Origin of the sequence: Arthrobacter sp. NPDC080073, assembly GCF_040686575.1 — a bacterium.
Taxonomy (GTDB): domain Bacteria; phylum Actinomycetota; class Actinomycetes; order Actinomycetales; family Micrococcaceae; genus Arthrobacter.
Map to the genome: position 1 here is coordinate 135,168 of NZ_JBFBKR010000002.1, position 17,516 is coordinate 152,683.

Genomic DNA, 17,516 nt, shown 5'->3' on the forward strand with positions numbered 1-17,516 from the left:
CGTTGCTGCTGGACATATTCCTGTTATGTCCGGTCCTGGTGCTCGGGGGAGCGCATGCTCTGGTGGGGCGAATCGGCACGGTGATTCGCGAGCCACGGATTCAGAGGGACATGCCCATTCTTGAACCACCGCCTCAGAGGACATGCCCATTTGTGGTCGTTGCTGCTGGACATATTCCTGTTATGTCCGGTCCTGGTGCTCGGGGGAGCGCATGCTCTGGTGGGGCGAATCGGCACGGTGATTCGCGAGCCACCGATTCAGAGGGACATGCTCATTCGTGAACCACGGCCTCGGAGGGACATGCTCATTCGCGGTCGTTGCTGCTGGACATATTCCTGTTATGTCCGGTCCTCGTGATCAGGGGAGGGCATGCTCTGAGTGAGTTCGAGCGTGGGCAACGCCACCCGGGCCACGAGGGCCACCCGGGGCGGGCAGTGTCGCGTGGGCTAGGCGCTTTCAGCCTGCTGGGATGCCTGTTGGTGGTCGACAGGGCACGCGGCTGCGGGTGACGCGGCCGGCTGCTCCACTTGGATGCCGTACAAGGCCTCGAGGGCTGCCACGTAATCGTCTTGCTGGCCGTTGGCGGCGAGTTCGCGTGCCCGGACCGTGGGGATGTGGAGCAATTGCTTGACCATGCGGCGGAGCGCGAATTCGACCTCTTCGGCGGCAGCGGTGCAGCCGTGCCGGGCCCGGACTTTCTCCATCTCGGCGTCGAGCACGTTCATGGTGTGGCGGCGCAGTGCCACAATGGCCGAATCCACGGACCGGGCTTCGCGCTCTTGCTCGAAGGCCTCTGCCGCGCCGGAAACAATAGTGCTCGCTTGCGCCAGCGACTCCGCTTGTTCCTGGGGCGCAGCGAGCCGAACGGATTCGAGCGTCAGGAGCTCGACGCCGTCTAGCTCGCCCACCGCGGGGTCGAAGTCGTGGGTGAGCGCGAGGTCGATGGCGATGAGTGGCTGGGTGGACAAAGCGCGGACCTTGGCAAGCTCTGCGGCCTCAACGCGGGTGTCCGACCCGCTGCAACCGATCATGACATCGGCGGCGGCGACGGCGGCAGGAAGGGTTTCGGCGTCGAGCGCGGTTCCGCCGCGGGTCGCCACGAAAGCTTCGGCCCGGCCGGAAGACGAGTAGACCGAGACGTTGGTGCAGCCGCGATCGCGAAGCAGGGACATAGTGGCCCCGGCGTAGGCCCCGGTCCCGAAGACAACTACCTTCTTGGTGCTCCAGTCGGCACTCTCGGAGAGGTCCGTGGCGAGGTCCAGGGCAACCGAAACGATGGAGAGGCCCCGCGAACCGAGGGCGGTCTGGGCCCCGACGTCCTTGGCCGTCTTGGAAGCGGCCTGGAACAAGCGGACCAGCCCGGAACTCGCGGTTCCTTCGTGCTGGGCAGTGATGAGGGCGCGGCGCACTTGGCCGGCGATTTCGCGTTCGCCGACGACGGCGGAGTCCAGTCCGGCACTGACGGCGAACAGGTGCCTGCTGACCTCGGGGCCGGTATGGGTGCTGAAGGCGCGCGAGACGAGTTGCTCGTTGAGTCCGCTCAAGCCACTGATCTGCGTGACGAGCGCCGAGCGGGCGGCTTCAAGGTTCTCGACGTGAGGCGTTTCGCCGTAGATTTCGTACCGGTTGCAGGTGGCCAGGACCACGGCGCCCGAGACAAGTTGGGAATCGGCCAAAGCGGACGAGGCAACCTCGGATGAACCGTTGCTCAACTGAGCGACGGTTTCAAGATCGATGTCGGCGTGTGTAGCCACCAATGAGAAAAGAACCACAGCAAAGCAATCATAGCTTTTTCGGCGCCATGTAGAACAACGCACGCCAGTGGTTCTCCGCACTGCCCGGAGTGACGCCGGTCACCTTGGATCGTGCGGGACAGGCTGTCGTTATCTTTTGACCCCGATCTTCGGCACAATCGAAGGCATGACTTCCAGTTCCGCACTGCCTCATTCTGTGTCGGCCAACGGCGTTTCCGGCACCGCCGCCCCAAGCCTTGATGCAAGCCACCCGCTCATGGATGGCCGCACCGCAGACTCCCCGCTGATCCAGGCTTACCGCGGAGGCAAACCGTCACGCCGTCCGGTGTGGTTCATGCGGCAGGCCGGCCGCTCGTTGCCGGAATACCTCAAAGTCCGCGAAGGCGTGGCGATGCTGGACTCCTGCCTGCGTCCCGAGCTCGCCTCCGAGATCACTTTGCAGCCGGTGCGCCGCCACGACGTTGATGCAGCGATCTTCTTCTCGGACATCGTCATTCCCCTCAAGCTGGCAGGCGTCGGCGTGGACATCGTTCCCGGCGTCGGCCCCGTCCTGGACAAGCCCGTCCGTACCGCGGCCGACGTGGCCGCCCTGCCGCAGCTGACCTGGGAAGCCCTTGAGCCGATCCGCGAGGCCGTGCGCCTGACAGTGGCGGAGCTCGGCACCACGCCCTTGATCGGCTTCGCCGGTGCGCCGTTCACGCTCGCCGCGTACATGGTGGAAGGCAAGCCCTCCCGCGACCACCTCGGTCCGCGCACCATGATGCACGCCGATCCGGAAACCTGGACCGCCCTGGCCAACTGGGCTGCCGACGCATCGGGCATGTTCCTGCGGGCGCAGTTGGAAGCAGGCGCCTCCGCAGGGCAGCTGTTCGACTCCTGGGCCGGTTCCCTTGGCTTGGCCGATTACGCCAAGTACGTTGCTCCCGCCTCGACCCGCGCCCTCGACCACGTCCGCCACCTCGGCGCGCCGCTGGTCCACTTCGGCACGGGAACGTCAGAGTTGCTCGTCGCGATGCGCGACGTCGGCGTGGATGTCGTAGGCGTGGACTACCGGCTGCCGCTTGACGAAGCAAACCGTCGGCTGGGTGGCACCGTGCCCTTGCAGGGCAATATTGACCCTGCGCTGCTTTCTGCGCCGTGGGAGGTCCTTGAAGCCCATGTGCGCGAGGTGATCGCCGCCGGTTCCGCAGCTCCGGGCCACGTTCTGAACCTCGGCCACGGCGTGCCTCCGGAGACGGACCCCGCCGTCCTGACCCGGGTAGTGGAACTCATCCACTCGATCCCGGCAGGATAGCGGGCATGCGCGGGGCACAAACACAGCCCGAACACGCACTTCCCGGAGATTCATCAACCCGGTTGACGGCGGTCGTCGTGGGCGGCGGCATTTCCGGCCTGCTCGCCGCACGCGGACTGGCCAAGGCCGGGATCGCTGTCACCGTGCTCGAAGCGGGCGACGCGTGGGGCGGTTGCGTGGGCAGCCACACTGTGGGCGGCCTTGAGCTGGACAGCGGCGCAGAGTCCTTCGCCACGCGCTCCACCGCTGTGGCCGACCTCGCCCGCGATCTCGGGCTCGGCGGCAACATCGTGGCACCCCATCCTGGCGGCGCCTGGGTGCAGTTGCCCGACGGCCCGCAGGAACTACCCAAGACCGGAGTGCTCGGAATTCCGGCGAATCCCTGGGACCCCGAGGTCCGGCGTTCCTTGGGCTTCGCGGGTTCCTTGCGGGCCTCGCTTGACCGCTACCTGCCCGCATCGGTAGGCACCTCCGCCGAGGTCACGAGTGTCTCCTCGCTGGTCCGGGCGCGGATGGGCAAGCGGGTCCTCGAACGGCTTGTAGCACCCGTCGTCGGGGGAGTGCACTCCGCGGATCCCGGACTGCTCGACGTCGACATGGTGGCCCCCGGACTGCGTGCAGCATTGCGCAAGCACGGTTCTTTGGCCGAAGCTGTGGCCAGCCAGCGCGCGGCCAGCCAGCGCGCGGCCGCCTCCGGGCCGGCCACCCCCGGGTTGGCCGCCGCGGACGAAAACGGAAGCGGGACGGCGAAGGCCGGATCCGCCGTCGGCGGCTTGAAAGGCGGGATGAACACCCTCGTGACCGCCCTTGTGAAGGAGTTGCGTTCCCAAGGCGTCACCCTGGTTTCGGGTGCCCGGGTGGATTCGATCACCCGCACTGAAAGCGGCTGGCAGGCCACCGCGGCGGGCACGGCGTACGACGCCGGACGGCTCGTGGTGGCGCTCGACGGTCCGGCCGCCGTCGGGCTGCTCGAGGGGGCACTTCCGGAATTGTCCGCACTGCGTCCAGCGGCGGGCCCCTTGGTGAGCCTGGTGACCCTCGTGGTGGACGTGCCCGAACTGGACCGCCGTCCGCGCGGCACGGGCATTCTCGTCGCTCCGCAAACCGCCGGGATCGAGGCGAAAGCGCTCACGCATGCCACGGCAAAGTGGGACTGGCTGGCGGAAGAAGCCGGCCCGGGAACGCACGTGCTGCGCCTTTCCTATGGGCGCGCGGAGGGAGCGGACGGCCGTGGATCGGCGGCCGTGCAATCCGTCGCCTCACTCAATGACGATGCCCTGTTTGAGGCTGCGCTCCGCGACGCCTCGACCTTGCTGACCGTGCCGATCGTCCGGGAAGACGTGCTCGATTGGGACGTCGTCCGCTGGGCGGGCGCCTTGCCGTTCGCCGCCGTCGGTCACAAACAGCGCGTTGCCCAGGTGCGCCGCATCTGCTCCGAAGCCGACGGCTTGACCGTCGTGGGCGGCTGGCTCGCCGGAAACGGCCTGGCCGCGGTGGTAACGGACACGTCCGCGCAGATCGACGCAATTTTGTGAAATGCACCACTTCTACGCCTTGTAGAAGTGGTGCATTTCGACTTAGCGGCATCCACGGGGCAGACTTGTACCATGAGCCACACTTCTGCCGAATCTGTCACTAAAACTGCCGAATCCGAAGAGCAGTTCTTTACGCTGTGGACCGTCTTCAAGCGGTCGGGCGATGTCCTGCGCAGCGCCGACGCTGTCCAGGATTTCGAGAAGCTGGCTGCCAAGCTCGCCGAGGACGGCGTGGTCCTCCGCGGAAGCTACGACGTCTCCGCGATGCGTTCCGACGCCGACATCATGGTGTGGCTCCACGGCGCCAAGCCCGAGGCCCTGCAACAGGCAGTCCGCGACATCCGCCGCAGCGCCCTGTTCGCCGGCACCGAGATCGTCTGGTCCGCCATGGGCGTCCACCGCGAAGCCGAATTCGCCAAGAACCACGTTCCGGCCTACGCCCGCGGCGTCGAGCCCAGCACCTGGCTATGCGTGTACCCGTTCGTCCGCTCCTACGAGTGGTACATTCTGCCGGCCGAAGAGCGTGGAAAGATGCTGCGCGATCACGGCATGCTGGGCCGCGACTTCCCCCAGGTCATCTCCAACACCGTGTCCTCCTTCGCTTTGGGCGACTGGGAGTGGATCCTCGGCCTGGAAGCACCCGAACTCGTTGACCTCGTCGACCTCATGCGCCACTTGCGGGCCACCGACGCCCGCAACCACGTCCGCGAGGAAATCCCGTTCTACACCGGCCGCCGCATCAGCGCCGCGGAGATCGCCGAGGTCCTCGCGTGAGCGGCCGCCACTCCACTGGTCCGGCCAGCCTCACCGAGGTCAATGACGTCACCGAGGCCGGACGCATGGCTCCCAAGGAGTACGACGCCGTCCTCCTCGCCTCTTTCGGCGGACCCGAAGGCCAGGACGACGTCATTCCCTTCCTGCGCAATGTGACCCGTGGTCGCGGCATCCCGGACGAGCGCCTCGAAGAGGTGTCCCACCACTACCGCGCCTTTGGCGGGATCAGCCCTATCAACCAGCAAAACAGGAACCTCAAAGCGGCCCTTGAAGCGGAGCTCGCATCGCGGGGCATCAGCCTGCCCGTGCTGTGGGGCAACCGCAACTGGGATCCCTACATCCCGCAGACGCTCCAGGAAGCCTACGACGCTGGCCACCGCAAGCTGCTGATGGTCACCACGAGCGCTTACTCCTGTTACTCCAGCTGCCGCCAATACCGTGAGGACATCGGTATCGCGCTGACGGAGACCGGCCTTGACGGCAAGCTCGAGGTGGACAAGGTCCGCCAGTACTTCGACCACCCCGGCTTCGTCGAACCCTTCGTCGAAGGAACTGCCGCGGGACTTGCCGAGGTAAAGGACAAACTGGCCGCAGCCGGTCTCCAGGACGCTCCGGTCCACATCCTGTTTGCAACGCACTCCATTCCGACCCGTGACGCCGAGGCCGCCGGACGTTCGGCCGCCGAGCCCCGCGAGTTCGAGCAGGAGTCGGCTTACGTGGCCCAACACCTGGCAACCGGCGCCGGGGTGGTCCGGCGGGTTGAAGCCGAGTCCGGGCTCACCGCGCCATGGTCCTTGGTGTACCAGTCCCGTTCGGGCGCACCGAGTGTTCCGTGGCTTGAGCCGGACATCAACGATGCCATCGAGGAACTGGCCGGCCAGGGAATCAAAGGCGTCGTGATCGTTCCCCTCGGCTTCGTCTCCGACCACATGGAAGTGGCCTGGGACCTGGACACCGAAGCCTTGGAAACGTGCAGGAACCTCGGGCTCGCCGCGACCCGCGTCCCCACCCCGGGAACCCACCGCAAGTTCGTTTCCGGCTTGGTGGACCTCATTTGCGAGCGGACCGTAGCCAACAACATCCCCGATCGTCCCGCCATGACCGGACTGGGGCCGTGGTACGACATCTGCCGTCCGGGCTGCTGCGCCAACTTCCGCGGAGAGAAGCCAGCGATTGCGGGTGCGGACTCCACGGTCGGCACCGGACACGATGCCTACCCCGTAGGAGAAGGCGCGAAATGACCGTTCGGATCGGTACCCGCGCGAGCAAACTCGCGCTCACCCAGAGCCAGCAGGCAGCGGACCAGCTGGCCGCCGTCGGTGGCTTTCCCGTTGAACTGGTGCGCATCAAGACCGAAGGCGATGTCCGGACGGGCTCCTTGTCCCAGATGGGCGGCACCGGAGTGTTCGTCGCCGCGCTTCGCGACGCGCTGTTGGAGAACGCGTGCGATGTCGCTGTGCACTCCCTGAAGGATCTCCCCACGGGTGCGGCACCGGGACTCACCATTGCCGCGACGCCCAAACGGGTCGACGTCCGGGACGCCTTGTGCGCCCGCGACGGTCTGAAGCTGGCGGACCTTCCGGCAGGCGCAAAGGTCGGCACCGGATCGCCGCGCCGCGCCGCCCAGCTGCGCGCCGCCCGCCCGGATCTGGACGTCGTGGACATCCGCGGCAACGTGGACACCCGGCTGGGCCGCGTTCCCGGGCTCGCCGGAAACGCGGAGGATTCACCCGGCGACCTCGACGCCGTCGTCCTCGCCGCGGCGGGACTGGAACGCATCAGCAGGCTCGACGTCGTGACGGAGTTCTTCGAGACCGACGTCATGCTTCCTGCCCCCGGACAGGGTTCACTTGCGATCGAGTGCCGCACCGCCGACGCCCCCGGGCAGTCCGGCTCGGCCGAAGGTTCCCAGGGCGCCCTAGCCCAGGCCCTGGCCGCGCTCAATGATGAAGACACCCGGCTGGCCGTCACCGCGGAGCGCGCCGTCCTGGCCCGGCTCGAAGCCGGCTGTGCAGCGCCGGTGGGAGCCTACGCTTACCGCAAGCGCAGCATGCTGTACCTCGAAGCCGTTGTCTGCGCCGTGGACGGGAGCAAGTCAGTACGCGAGAAGAAGGCCACCGACGGGCTCACTGAGGTGGGCGCCACGCTGCTCGGCATCGAAGTCGCCGAGCTCCTGCTTGCCGCGGGTGCTGCGGACATCACAGATCTTGCAGCTTCCCGATAACCGGAGCCAACAGGAGACCATGGGACGGCACAGCGCAGTGAAGTCGGGGGAGGCCCGGGTCCTTGAAGGCGCCCGGGTTCTTGTGACGCGCAGCCCGGACCGTGCCGCCCCGCTCGTCAGCGCCCTGCGCGAAGCCGGCGCGGAGCCGCTCCTGTTGCCCTTGATCGACTTCGAGCGTGCCCGGGACCAGCATTCCCTCGAGGTCGCCTTGGACGCCCTCCGCGCCGGAGCATACGGCTGGTTGGTGGTCAGCAGCATCACCACGGTGCGGGCCCTGAAGGAAAAGGCGGCCGAGCGTCGCTCGGAGTTGAAGGACCTGATTCCGGACTCGGTCAGGGTCGCGACGATTGGCCCTTCGAGCCGGCGGGTCCTCGAAGCCGAGGGCGTTCGCGTGGACCTCGCACCCGAAGACGTCCAGTCGGCCGCAGGACTTGTCTCCGTCTGGCCGACAGGCCCGGCCAATGTGTTGTTGCCCCAAGCCGACATTGCCGACGCTGTGCTGGCCGCGGGGATCGAAGCCAAGGGAGCCGTGGTCCAAGCAGTCTCGGCCTACCACACGGTGGACTACCCGGCCGCCCCCGATCGCAGGCTGACCGCTGCCTTGGTGGCCGCGAACGGCTGGAAGACGGGGTCGGGATCCGGGGCGCCGGAGCTCACCCCCGAAGCCGCCAAGGCCGAGCTTTCCAGCGGCCGGCTCCACGCCGTCGTCGCCGCTTCACCCAGTGCGGCACGCCGCATCCACGCCTCGCTGGAGCCGCTGCGGGATTGCCGCTTCATTGCGATCGGGCGCTCGACGGCGGCAGAGGCTGCCGCTCTCGGCATCCCGGTCGCGGCAACCGCCAAAGAACCCACACCCGACGGCATCGTGGCCGCCCTACGCACCGTATTCGCCACCGAAGGGAACAAAAGTTGAGCTTTCCAAACCACCGGCCCCGCCGGCTCCGCACCACCCCCGCCATGCGCCGGATGACGGCCGAACACCGGCTCGCGCCCGCGGACCTCATCCTGCCGGCCTTCATCCGCGAAGGACTCAGCGAACCGGCCCCGATCAGCTCCATGCCCGGTGTTGTCCAGCACACCACGGACTCGCTCAAGCGCGCCGCAGCCGAGGCCGTGGAACTGGGCGTCAGCGGCATCATGCTCTTCGGGGTGCCCGCCGTCCGCGATGCCCGCGGCACGGCCTCCCTGGACCCGGAAGGCGTGCTGAACAAGGCCATTCGCGACGTCCGCGCAGAAGTGGGCGATGACCTGGTGGTCATGGGCGACGTGTGCCTCGACGAATTCACCGACCACGGCCACTGCGGTGTCCTGGACGCCAACGGCTACGTGGACAACGACGCCACCCTCGAAATCTACGCACAGATGGCAGTGGCGCAGGCAGACGCCGGCGCCCACGTCCTGGGGCCGTCCGGGATGATGGATGGCCAGATCGCCGTCATCCGCCAGGCCCTTGAACAAGCAGGACACCAGAACACCGCGGTCCTGGCCTACGCGGCGAAGTACGCCTCTGCCTTCTACGGCCCGTTCCGCGAAGCCGTGGACTCGCAGCTCAAAGGTGACCGCCGGACGTACCAGATGGATGCCGCCAACCGCCGGGAAGCGATCATCGAGGTGGAACTCGACCTCGAAGAGGGCGCTGACATGGTGATGGTCAAGCCGGCCATGAGCTACCTCGACATCCTCGCCGACGTCGCCGCCATGAGCCCTGTTCCCGTGGCGGCCTACCAAATCTCCGGTGAATACGCCATGATCGAAGCGGCTGCCGGGAACGGCTGGATCGATCGCCGCGGCGCCATCACAGAATCCGTGCTCGGCATCAAGCGGGCCGGCGCCGACATGGTGCTGACATACTGGGCCTCCGAGCTTGCCGGCTGGCTTAAGGAGTCCTGATGACAGATACCGTTTCCACACCCACGTCCCCCGTCGGCGCTACGGAAATCCTCCTCGGACTGAATACTTTCGGCGACGCGGGGGTGGATGCCGACGGCAACCCGAAACCCCATGCCCGGGTATTGCGCGAGCTGCTGGCGGAAGCGGAATTGGCGGACGCCGTCGGGCTCCATGCCTTCGGCGTGGGGGAGCACCACCGCCGCGACTTTGCTGTCTCGGCGCCCGAAGTGTTCCTCGCCGCCGCGGCCGCCCGGACATCAAGGATCAGGCTCGGCTCGGCGGTGACGGTGCTCAGCTCCGACGACCCCATCCGGGTCTTCCAACGGTTCTCCACCGTTGACGCGCTCTCCAACGGTCGGGCGGAAGTGATGCTGGGCCGTGGCTCGTTCGTGGAATCGTTCCCGCTGTTCGGCCTGGACCTGGCAGACTACGAAGTCCTGTTCGAGGAGAAGCTGGAACTCTTCGACAAGGTCCGGGCCCAGAAGCCCGTGCATTGGGAAGGCCGCACCAGGCCGAACGTGAACGGAATGAGCGTCTTTCCGCCGCTGGAACACCACTTGTTGCCTACGTGGATCGGTGTGGGCGGTACTCCTGAGTCGGTGCTGCGCTGCGCCCAATACGGCTACCCGATCATTTTCGCCATCATCGGCGGGGAACCTCGCCGCTTTGCTCCTCTCGTGGAGCTCTACCGCGAGGCCATGGGGAAATACGGGCACCCCATGCAGCAGATCGCCACCCATTCGCCCGGCTATGTCGCCCCCACAGACGAGCAGGCCCGGGAGGAACTGTTCCCGCATTGGCTTGCCCAGCGCAACCGCATCGGCGCCGAGCGCGGCTGGGGACCGGCGAGCAGGGGCGAGTTCGACGCCATGTGCGGACCCGAGGGCGCCCTCTACGTAGGCTCCCCGGAAACGGTCGCCCGGAAAATCGTGCTGCTGAAGCAGAACCTCGGCGTTGACCGTTTCGACCTCAAATACAGCAACGGAACCCTGCCCCACGAATCCATGATGCGCTGCATCGAACTCTTCGGCACCGTGGTGGCCCCGCTCGTGGCCGAGCAGCTTGCCGGCGCCTGAAAGCGCCTGCACCGTCCCTGCCGGCGCCTGAACCTCCCCGACTCCCTGAAAGAATGGACACCATGACTTCACACACCCCTGTCTCCGACCAGCTGTTCGACCGCGCCCGTTCCCTGATGCCCGGCGGCGTCAACTCTCCGGTACGCGCCTTCGGTTCCGTCGGCGGCACCCCGAAGTTCATGGTCTCGGCGCAGGGTCCGTACCTGACGGATGCGGATGGCCGCGAATACGTCGACCTCGTGTGCTCATGGGGCCCGGCGCTGCTGGGTCACGCGCACCCGGCCGTCCTCGACGCCGTCCACGCCGCCGTCGACCGAGGCTTGTCCTTCGGCGCCTCCACGCCCGATGAGGCAAACCTCGCCGCGATCGTCAAGGAACGCGTGTCCGCCGTCGAACGCATCCGCATGGTCTCCACGGGCACCGAAGCCACCATGACCGCCGTACGCCTGGCCCGCGGGTTCACCGGCCGCAACCTGATCGTGAAATTCGCCGGCTGCTACCACGGCCACCTCGACGGACTGCTCGCCGCGGCCGGCTCGGGCCTTGCCACCATGGCCCTGCCCGGTTCCGCAGGTGTCACCGAGGCTGCCGCCGCTGAGACCCTCGTCCTGCCGTACAACGACCTCGGCGCGGTGGAAGCCGCTTTCGCTGCGCACGGCAACAACATCGCTGCCGTCATCACCGAAGCCGCTCCGGCCAACATGGGCGTCGTCACGCCGAACGAAGGCTTCAACGCAGGACTGTCCCGCATCACCCGCGAACACGGCGCGCTGTTGATCCTGGACGAGGTGCTCACCGGCTTCCGCACCGGTTACGCAGGCTACTGGGGCCTCACGGGACGCCAGGAAGGCTGGTCACCGGACCTGCTGACCTTCGGCAAAGTCATCGGCGGCGGCATGCCGACGGCGGCGCTCGGCGGCCGTGCCGACGTCATGGATTACCTTGCGCCCCTTGGCCCGGTGTACCAGGCCGGAACCTTGTCCGGGAACCCGGTGGCGATGGCCGCCGGCGTCGCCACCCTGACGCTCGCGACGCCGGAGGTGTACAGCTTCGTGGATGCCCGCTCCCAGGAACTCTCGGCAGCGCTCTCCTCGGCGCTGGACACCGCCGGCGTGGACCACTCGATCCAGCGCGCAGGGAACCTCTTCTCCGTGGCCTTCGGTACTTCGGCCAACGGAGTCCACAACTACGCGGACGCCCAGGCCCAGGAGGTCTTCCGCTACGCACCGTTCTTCCATTCCATGCTGGACTCCGGTGTCTATCTGCCGCCGTCGGTCTTTGAGGCATGGTTCCTCTCTGCTGCCCACGACGACGCAGCGATGAACCGGATCTTCGACGCGCTCCCCGCGGCAGCCAAGGCGGCAGCGGAGGCCACCGCGTTGTAGCGCGTCTATTCCGATGTTTTGCAGCTTGCTCCTTGCATGGACCACCGCGCCGGGAGCAGGCTGTGCGCAACGATCGAATCGACAAGGCGATGATTTATCTGCTCAAGCCGTCCAGAATTTCACTGCTCGTGCTTTTCGCCCTGATGGCCGGGGCATTTGCCGGTATTGCGCATGCCGACGCCCCTGACCGCGGGGTCACGGCCGTCGGAGACGCGCTCCCGGCGCCAAGCACCCCACAGGCTGTCCCGGCCCCTGGGCTTTCCCACTCGCCGTCCGGGCCATCGCCGAGTGCTTCTGCAACGCCAGCCCGGGCTGCTGATCCGCCGCCGCCTCCGCACCCGACGCCGGAACAGCTACTCGCGGGCCTGACCCTGGAACAAAGGGTAGGGCAGTTGTTCATGGTGGCGGCCAAGGCCGACGGAAGCGATTCGGGTGCTGTGGCTGATCTCCTGAACAACCACATAGGCAACATCTATCTGGCCGGACGCAGCCAGGCAGGCGTTGCGGCAACGGCATCGGTCGTGGAAAAGCTGAGGGCGGCGATTTCACCGGCATCAAGCGGAGGGTTGCCTCTGTCCGTCGCGACGGACCAGGAAGGCGGCTCCGTTCAAGTCCTCCGGGGGCCTGGATTCCTGCCTATTCCCGCAGCCTTGGACCAGGGCAATTCGAGCCCCGGACAACTACGCGCCGATGCCCGGAACTGGGGGTCCGAGCTCTTGCAGGCCGGAGTGAACGTTGACCTGGCGCCCGTACTGGATACGGTTCCCAGCCCCGAATTCGCGCCCTCGAACAAGCCCATCGGGGCGTTCAAGCGTGAATACGGCTTCACCCCGGCTGCGGTGTCCGAGCACGGGAACGCGATGGCGGCCGGACTGCGGGACGCAGGGGTGGCGCCGGTGGTCAAGCACTTTCCGGGGATGGGGCGCGTAAGCCTGAACACTGACGTCAGCGCGAACGTCCACGACACCGAAACCACCCGGACGGATCCGTACCTGATGCCGTTCAAAGCCGCGATCGACGGCGGACTCCGTTGGGTCATGATTTCGAACGCCTACTACGACAAGATCGATCCCGACCATGTGGCGCCGTTTTCATCGGTGATCATGCGCACCATGTTGCGGGCGGACGCAGGGTTCACCGGCATCATCGTGTCCGATGACCTTTGCAACGCCGTGCAACTGTCGCCTTGGAGCATGGGTGACAGGGCAGCGAATTTCGTCGGAGCGGGCGGCACCATGGTCCTGTGCGCAGACACCGCTTCAGTTCCGGCGATGTACGCCCAGGTCCTGCAGCGTGCGCAGACAGATCCTGAATTCCGCAAATCAGTCGATAGCGCGGCTTTGACTGTTCTTCAAGTGAAGTCGGGGAAGTAAGGCGGACGCGAAAAATCCCCGGCTTCGGGACGATTCACCACTGCGGGTGTTTCGTCCGGAAGCCGGGGATCCTCGCTGCCAAGGCCTAGAGCACGTCCGAAAGGAAGCCCTTCAGGCGATCGGTCCGCGGCTCGGTGAAGAGCTGTTCCGGCGATCCGGTCTCCACGACGACGCCTGCGTCCATGAACGTCACGGTGTCCGACACGTTCCTCGAGAAGCCCATTTCGTGGGTTACCACCACCATGGTCATGCCGCCCTTGGCCAAATCGGTCATGAGCGCGAGCACGCCCTTGACCAGTTCAGGGTCCAGGGCCGATGTTGCCTCGTCGAAGAACATGACCTCGGGCTTCATGGCAAGCGCGCGGGCAATGGCCACACGCTGTTGTTGGCCGCCGGAGAGGTTGGCTGGCCGGGCGTCGGCCTTGTGCTTTAGTCCTACGAGGTCCAGTTGGGCCAAGGCGTCTTCCCGTGCTTGCTCCTTGGACATGCCACGGAGCTTCCGCAGGGCGAGGGAGACGTTTTCCACGACGGTCTTGTGCGGGAACAGGTTGAACTGCTGGAAGACCATGCCGATCCGCCGGCGCAGTTCATCCGGGTTGTCCTTCAGCACAGAACGGCCATCGAGCAGAATGTCACCCTGCTCGGGTTCGATCAGCCGGTTCATGACCCGCAGGAGCGTGGATTTCCCGGAGCCGGAAGGGCCGATCACGGAAGCCGTGGTGCCCTTCTCGACGTGCAGGTCGATGCCGCGCAGGACATGGTTCGACCCGAAGGACAAATGGATGTTTTTGGCCGTCAGTGTTCCGGAAGCGAACTCGCTCATGCCTGGGCTCCCTTCCCGACGACGGCGGCTGCCTCGTCCGGCTCTTTCTTTTCAGGCCGGCCCGAACGCAGGCGGTTGTCCATCCAGTTCACGAAGTGCGTGAGCGGAATCGTCATGACCAGGTAGAACAGCCCCGCTGCCACATAGGGAGACAGGTTGCCGCTCGTAGACGCCAAGTCCTTGCCGATCTGGAAGACTTCCCGTTCGGAGGCGAGGAGGCCAAGGACGAAGACCAAGGAGGACTCTTTGATCAGCGCAATGAACTGGTTCACGAGTGCGGGCAGGACGCGCCGGATGCCCTGGGGTACGACGACGAGGCGCATGGAAGCGCCGTAGCCGAACCCCAGGGCGCGGGTTGCCTCGAGCTGCCCTTTGTCCACGCTCTGGATGCCGGAACGGAAGATCTCGCCGATGTAGGCAGCCGACATCAGTGCCAGCGCCGCGACGGCCATCGGGTACGGGCTTGTTGAGCCCGTCAAATGCCGGATGATGGGGCCGAAGCCGAGCCCGATCACGAGGATCGTGAGCACGGCCGGGAGCCCGCGGAGGACATCCGTGTAGACCCTGGCAATCCACCGGGCGACAGGATTCCGGGAGATCCCCATCAGGGCGAGCAACATGCCGAGCAGCGTTCCGATGATGCCCGACGTGACGGCCAGGACGAGCGTGTTCGGCAAGCCGACTGCGAACATCTTGGGGATGACTTCGCCCATCGACTTCCAGTCGAGGAAGGTCTCGGCGAGTTGTTTGAGGATTTCCTGGAGATCCATGGAACGCCTGGTTACTTAGCGGGGATCTGGACGGCCTTGCTGCCCGGCTTCCAGCCCTGCGGGGTCTGCTCCGCCGTGGTCGGGCGGTCCTTGTACCATTCGGCCGTCAGCTTGGTCCAGGTACCGTCAGCGATCACGGCGTCAAGGCCGGAGTTGAGGGCGTCGATCAGGGGCTGGTTGTCCTTGTTCACGGCCCAGGCTGTGAAGTTCTGGGTGTTGACGACCTTTTCGGCGATCTTGGTGTTGTCGCCGTCCTTGACCTGGCCGGTAGCCTGCTGCGACGGGGCGACCCAGGCGTCAACCTGGCCGCTCTTCACGTTGGCATAAACCGTGTTGTAGTCCGGGAAGCGGACGGGCTCAAGCTTGAGGGTGTTGGTGACGTAGTCGTCCTGCACGGTGCCCTGGACGACGCCGATTCGGACGTCGGACTTGAGGTCCGCGAAGCCCTTGACCTTGGAATCGGTCTTCGTCACGACAGCCATGTAGCCGAAGTCGTAGCCATTGGTGAAGCCGACCGACTCGCGGCGCTTGTCCGTGGTGGAGATCGAGGAGGATCCGACGTCGAACTGCTTGTTCTTGACCTGGGAGAGCAGCGCAGAAAAGTCAGTGGAGGCGAACTCGACCTTCAGGCCCAGCTTCGCTCCAACGGCGCGAAGGAGTTCGTTGTCATAGCCGGTGAACTTGCCCGAGGGATCGATGAAGATGTTCGGTGGGGCGTCCGAGAGGGTGCCGACGCGCAGGGTGCCGTCGGTGATGAGGCCCAGCTTGGACTTGTCGATCTTGCCCACCGGAGTGACGTCCTTGGTGGTGTACTTGTCGAGCGTCTTCTGGTCGCTGCCCTGGAGGGCGTCGGTCGGCGAGGCGCTGCCGGTGCTGCCTGCTCCGCCACCGCAGGCGGCCAGGGACACGGCGAGAACTGCAGCCACGGGGACAGCAGAGAACCACTTCAGGGCTTTGATTTTCATCAAGCAAATCACTTTCATCGGGGAACACGCGTTCATATCGAGACGGGCGGGGAACGCAGCCAAAGCAGGTTTGGGCCGCAATATCAGAACTCGACCCGCCAAACTTAATTATGTCACCCGCCCATTCAGCGCTAAATTGACGGCGATAAGACGCGAAATTTCCGGAAACTCCGAATTAAATTCAGCGTCAATTGCGATTTGCCCCTGAAGTGCCGCTCTCTATGGGGTTGACGAGGAATTCGTGACTGACGTCCAGCTTGCTTTCAGGCAACAAGGGCCATGTGACGTGCGTCCCATCATTCGGACATTGGAAAAGCGTCCGGTCCGTGGACGGGCGCCTTCAGAGTCCCGAAGCTTTAGAAGTCTCCGCGGCTGGCATCTTCCGGGGGAAGAACCGGCCAATTGCCTTCGATGACGGCTGTTGGTTTGGTCTTGCGCAGGTAGCTCTGGAAATCGGCGGCCTGTGCAGCCGCCCAATCAACCTGGAGGTGGTGCAGCTTGGAAGCGGGCATTTGCAGCTTCGGGAATTTGCCGGCCATGGCATCCAGGACGCGCAGGGTTGCGAGGGCGTCTGCGGCGGAAGTGTGGGCGTTATCGAGGTTCACGCCGTACTCCTCGCACAGCGCGGTCAGGGTGCGCTTGCCTTTGCGGTACCGGTCGACCTGCTTATTCATGACGTAGGGGTCAAGCACGGGAAATCGGCTCAGTTGCGGCACACCGTAACGGGCGGATTCGGCGGCCAGCACGGTGAAGTCATAGCTGGCGTTGAACGCAATGACCGGGACGCCGTCGTCGAACAGTTCCTGGAGTGCGGCCGCGACTTCGCGTGTCACTTCCGCTGCCGGACGGCCCTCGGCCCTCGCCTTTTCCGTGGTGATGCCGTGGATCTCGCTGGCCTCCAGTGGAATCTCCACCCCGGGATCGGCCAACCATTCGAGTTCCTTGATGATGCCGCCGTCGTCGTCCACTACCGTGACCGAAGCCGTGACGATCCTCGCCGAACGGGAGTTCCGTCCGGTGGTTTCAAGGTCGAACGCAGCGCGGGGGAGGGTGTTCCAGGAACTCATGCTTCAACGCTACCGGCGCCCTACGACAAGAACCGGACCGACACTCCTTGTGCGCCGATCCGGCGGACGGGCCGATAGGCTGGTGGCATGCGGATGGAGTTTGTGACGGCTGTGCTTGCCGTCGTGGATCTCATGCCGCCCGGTGTTGCCGTGTCCTACGGGGATGTTGCCGAGCTACTTGGTTCGGGCGGTCCCCGGCAGATCGGATCGGTCATGAGCCACCACGGGAGCACGGTGGCTTGGTGGCGCGTCCTTCGTGCGAGCGGCGAAGCTCCCCCAGGACTTGAATCGGAAGCGCTGTACCACTACTTGGATGAGGGAACGCCGCTGTACGGCGCCTACGCGGAATACCTGCGGACGGGCGAGGGCCGCTGGCGGGTTGACCTCGCCCTGGCCCGGTGGGCTCCGACGGACCGCGACTTCGACAGAATCGACGCGATCTCGGAGCAACTCGAGCGTCAGCTCCATAAATTGTCGGTACCCGATGATGAAATGACCGTGTGAGTCCAACACCGACACCTCAAGCAACAACGCAGGAAGCAAAAACGGCACCGCGACAGGAACAGTCGCCACAGGTCCAGTCCCG

At 65.8% G+C, this 17,516-nt stretch carries 16 protein-coding genes; 11 read left to right on the plus strand and 5 right to left on the minus strand.

The window, feature by feature from the left end:
* Nucleotides 1–446: 446 nt before the first annotated feature.
* Entirely contained in the window at nt 447–1,772 is a 1,326-nt protein-coding gene (locus AB0O52_RS02855) for a glutamyl-tRNA reductase (RefSeq protein ID WP_364533052.1), read from the minus strand.
* 148 nt (nt 1,773–1,920) lie between these two features.
* On the opposite strand from AB0O52_RS02855, the gene hemE reads away from it, so the two are divergent.
* The 10 genes from hemE (at nt 1,921) to AB0O52_RS02905 (ending at nt 13,305) form a co-directional block, all read left to right on the plus strand.
* Nucleotides 1,921–3,048, plus strand: coding sequence for a uroporphyrinogen decarboxylase (gene hemE / locus AB0O52_RS02860; RefSeq protein ID WP_269992852.1), 1,128 nt, complete (start codon nt 1,921–1,923; stop codon nt 3,046–3,048).
* Between the two features lie 5 nt (nt 3,049–3,053).
* Nucleotides 3,054–4,583, plus strand: a complete 1,530-nt coding sequence (gene hemG, locus AB0O52_RS02865; RefSeq protein ID WP_364533055.1) for a protoporphyrinogen oxidase — start codon at nt 3,054–3,056, stop codon at nt 4,581–4,583.
* 72 nt (nt 4,584–4,655) lie between these two features.
* Complete coding sequence (gene hemQ, locus AB0O52_RS02870; protein WP_364533058.1) at nt 4,656–5,357, plus strand: hydrogen peroxide-dependent heme synthase; 702 nt, start codon at nt 4,656–4,658, stop codon at nt 5,355–5,357.
* A 65-nt stretch (nt 5,358–5,422) separates the two neighbouring features.
* Complete coding sequence (locus AB0O52_RS02875) at nt 5,423–6,598, plus strand: ferrochelatase (protein WP_364533784.1); 1,176 nt, start codon at nt 5,423–5,425, stop codon at nt 6,596–6,598.
* Entirely contained in the window at nt 6,595–7,581 is a 987-nt protein-coding gene (gene hemC, locus AB0O52_RS02880; RefSeq protein ID WP_364533061.1) for a hydroxymethylbilane synthase, read from the plus strand. The genes AB0O52_RS02875 and hemC overlap by 4 nt, the downstream gene beginning before the upstream one ends.
* Before the next feature lie 19 nt (nt 7,582–7,600).
* The gene (locus AB0O52_RS02885) at nt 7,601–8,494 is read left to right on the plus strand and encodes a uroporphyrinogen-III synthase (RefSeq protein ID WP_364533064.1); all 894 of its coding nucleotides are present in this window, start codon (nt 7,601–7,603) and stop codon (nt 8,492–8,494) included.
* The gene (hemB, locus tag AB0O52_RS02890; RefSeq protein WP_364533066.1) at nt 8,491–9,471 is read left to right on the plus strand and encodes a porphobilinogen synthase; all 981 of its coding nucleotides are present in this window, start codon (nt 8,491–8,493) and stop codon (nt 9,469–9,471) included. The genes AB0O52_RS02885 and hemB overlap by 4 nt, the downstream gene beginning before the upstream one ends.
* On the plus strand, nt 9,471–10,547 hold the full coding sequence (locus tag AB0O52_RS02895) for an LLM class flavin-dependent oxidoreductase (RefSeq protein WP_364533069.1): 1,077 nt from the start codon (nt 9,471–9,473) through the stop codon (nt 10,545–10,547). Before hemB ends, AB0O52_RS02895 begins: the two co-directional genes overlap by 1 nt.
* Before the next feature lie 62 nt (nt 10,548–10,609).
* Nucleotides 10,610–11,932, plus strand: a complete 1,323-nt coding sequence (gene hemL / locus AB0O52_RS02900; protein ID WP_364533072.1) for a glutamate-1-semialdehyde 2,1-aminomutase — start codon at nt 10,610–10,612, stop codon at nt 11,930–11,932.
* Between the two features lie 62 nt (nt 11,933–11,994).
* Nucleotides 11,995–13,305, plus strand: a complete 1,311-nt coding sequence (locus AB0O52_RS02905) for a glycoside hydrolase family 3 N-terminal domain-containing protein (protein WP_364533075.1) — start codon at nt 11,995–11,997, stop codon at nt 13,303–13,305.
* 85 nt (nt 13,306–13,390) lie between these two features.
* On the opposite strand, the gene AB0O52_RS02910 is transcribed toward AB0O52_RS02905, so the two are convergent.
* From AB0O52_RS02910 to AB0O52_RS02925, 4 genes are all read right to left on the minus strand, one after another.
* Nucleotides 13,391–14,128, minus strand: coding sequence for an amino acid ABC transporter ATP-binding protein (locus AB0O52_RS02910; protein ID WP_284983779.1), 738 nt, complete (start codon nt 14,126–14,128; stop codon nt 13,391–13,393).
* A complete protein-coding gene (locus tag AB0O52_RS02915; RefSeq protein ID WP_364533079.1) occupies nt 14,125–14,898 on the minus strand; it encodes an amino acid ABC transporter permease in 774 nt (257 codons plus the stop codon). Before AB0O52_RS02915 ends, AB0O52_RS02910 begins: the two co-directional genes overlap by 4 nt.
* An 11-nt stretch (nt 14,899–14,909) precedes the next feature.
* The gene (locus tag AB0O52_RS02920; RefSeq protein WP_364533082.1) at nt 14,910–15,863 is read right to left on the minus strand and encodes an ABC transporter substrate-binding protein; all 954 of its coding nucleotides are present in this window, start codon (nt 15,861–15,863) and stop codon (nt 14,910–14,912) included.
* Nucleotides 15,864–16,219: 356 nt separating this feature from the next.
* Nucleotides 16,220–16,930, minus strand: a complete 711-nt coding sequence (locus AB0O52_RS02925) for a 3'-5' exonuclease (RefSeq protein ID WP_364533085.1) — start codon at nt 16,928–16,930, stop codon at nt 16,220–16,222.
* Nucleotides 16,931–17,017: 87 nt separating this feature from the next.
* Between AB0O52_RS02925 and AB0O52_RS02930 the strand changes: the two genes are divergently transcribed.
* Nucleotides 17,018–17,434, plus strand: coding sequence for an MGMT family protein (locus AB0O52_RS02930; RefSeq protein WP_364533088.1), 417 nt, complete (start codon nt 17,018–17,020; stop codon nt 17,432–17,434).
* The last annotated feature ends 82 nt before the right edge of the window (nt 17,435–17,516 follow it).

Excerpts from the sequence above, each read along its gene's own strand:
- hemE (WP_269992852.1), top strand. The coding sequence starts at position 1,921 with ATGACTTCCAGTTCCGCACTGCCTCATTCTGTGTCGGCCAACGGCGTT.
- hemG (WP_364533055.1), top strand. The coding sequence starts at position 3,054 with ATGCGCGGGGCACAAACACAGCCCGAACACGCACTTCCCGGAGATTCA.
- hemQ (WP_364533058.1), top strand. The coding sequence starts at position 4,656 with ATGAGCCACACTTCTGCCGAATCTGTCACTAAAACTGCCGAATCCGAA.
- AB0O52_RS02875 (WP_364533784.1), top strand. The coding sequence starts at position 5,423 with ATGGCTCCCAAGGAGTACGACGCCGTCCTCCTCGCCTCTTTCGGCGGA.
- hemC (WP_364533061.1), top strand. The coding sequence starts at position 6,595 with ATGACCGTTCGGATCGGTACCCGCGCGAGCAAACTCGCGCTCACCCAG.
- AB0O52_RS02885 (WP_364533064.1), top strand. The coding sequence starts at position 7,601 with ATGGGACGGCACAGCGCAGTGAAGTCGGGGGAGGCCCGGGTCCTTGAA.
- AB0O52_RS02895 (WP_364533069.1), top strand. The coding sequence starts at position 9,471 with ATGACAGATACCGTTTCCACACCCACGTCCCCCGTCGGCGCTACGGAA.
- hemL (WP_364533072.1), top strand. The coding sequence starts at position 10,610 with ATGACTTCACACACCCCTGTCTCCGACCAGCTGTTCGACCGCGCCCGT.
- AB0O52_RS02910 (WP_284983779.1), bottom strand. The coding sequence starts at position 14,128 with ATGAGCGAGTTCGCTTCCGGAACACTGACGGCCAAAAACATCCATTTG.
- AB0O52_RS02915 (WP_364533079.1), bottom strand. The coding sequence starts at position 14,898 with ATGGATCTCCAGGAAATCCTCAAACAACTCGCCGAGACCTTCCTCGAC.
- AB0O52_RS02920 (WP_364533082.1), bottom strand. The coding sequence starts at position 15,863 with ATGAAAATCAAAGCCCTGAAGTGGTTCTCTGCTGTCCCCGTGGCTGCA.
- AB0O52_RS02925 (WP_364533085.1), bottom strand. The coding sequence starts at position 16,930 with ATGAGTTCCTGGAACACCCTCCCCCGCGCTGCGTTCGACCTTGAAACC.
- AB0O52_RS02930 (WP_364533088.1), top strand. The coding sequence starts at position 17,018 with ATGCGGATGGAGTTTGTGACGGCTGTGCTTGCCGTCGTGGATCTCATG.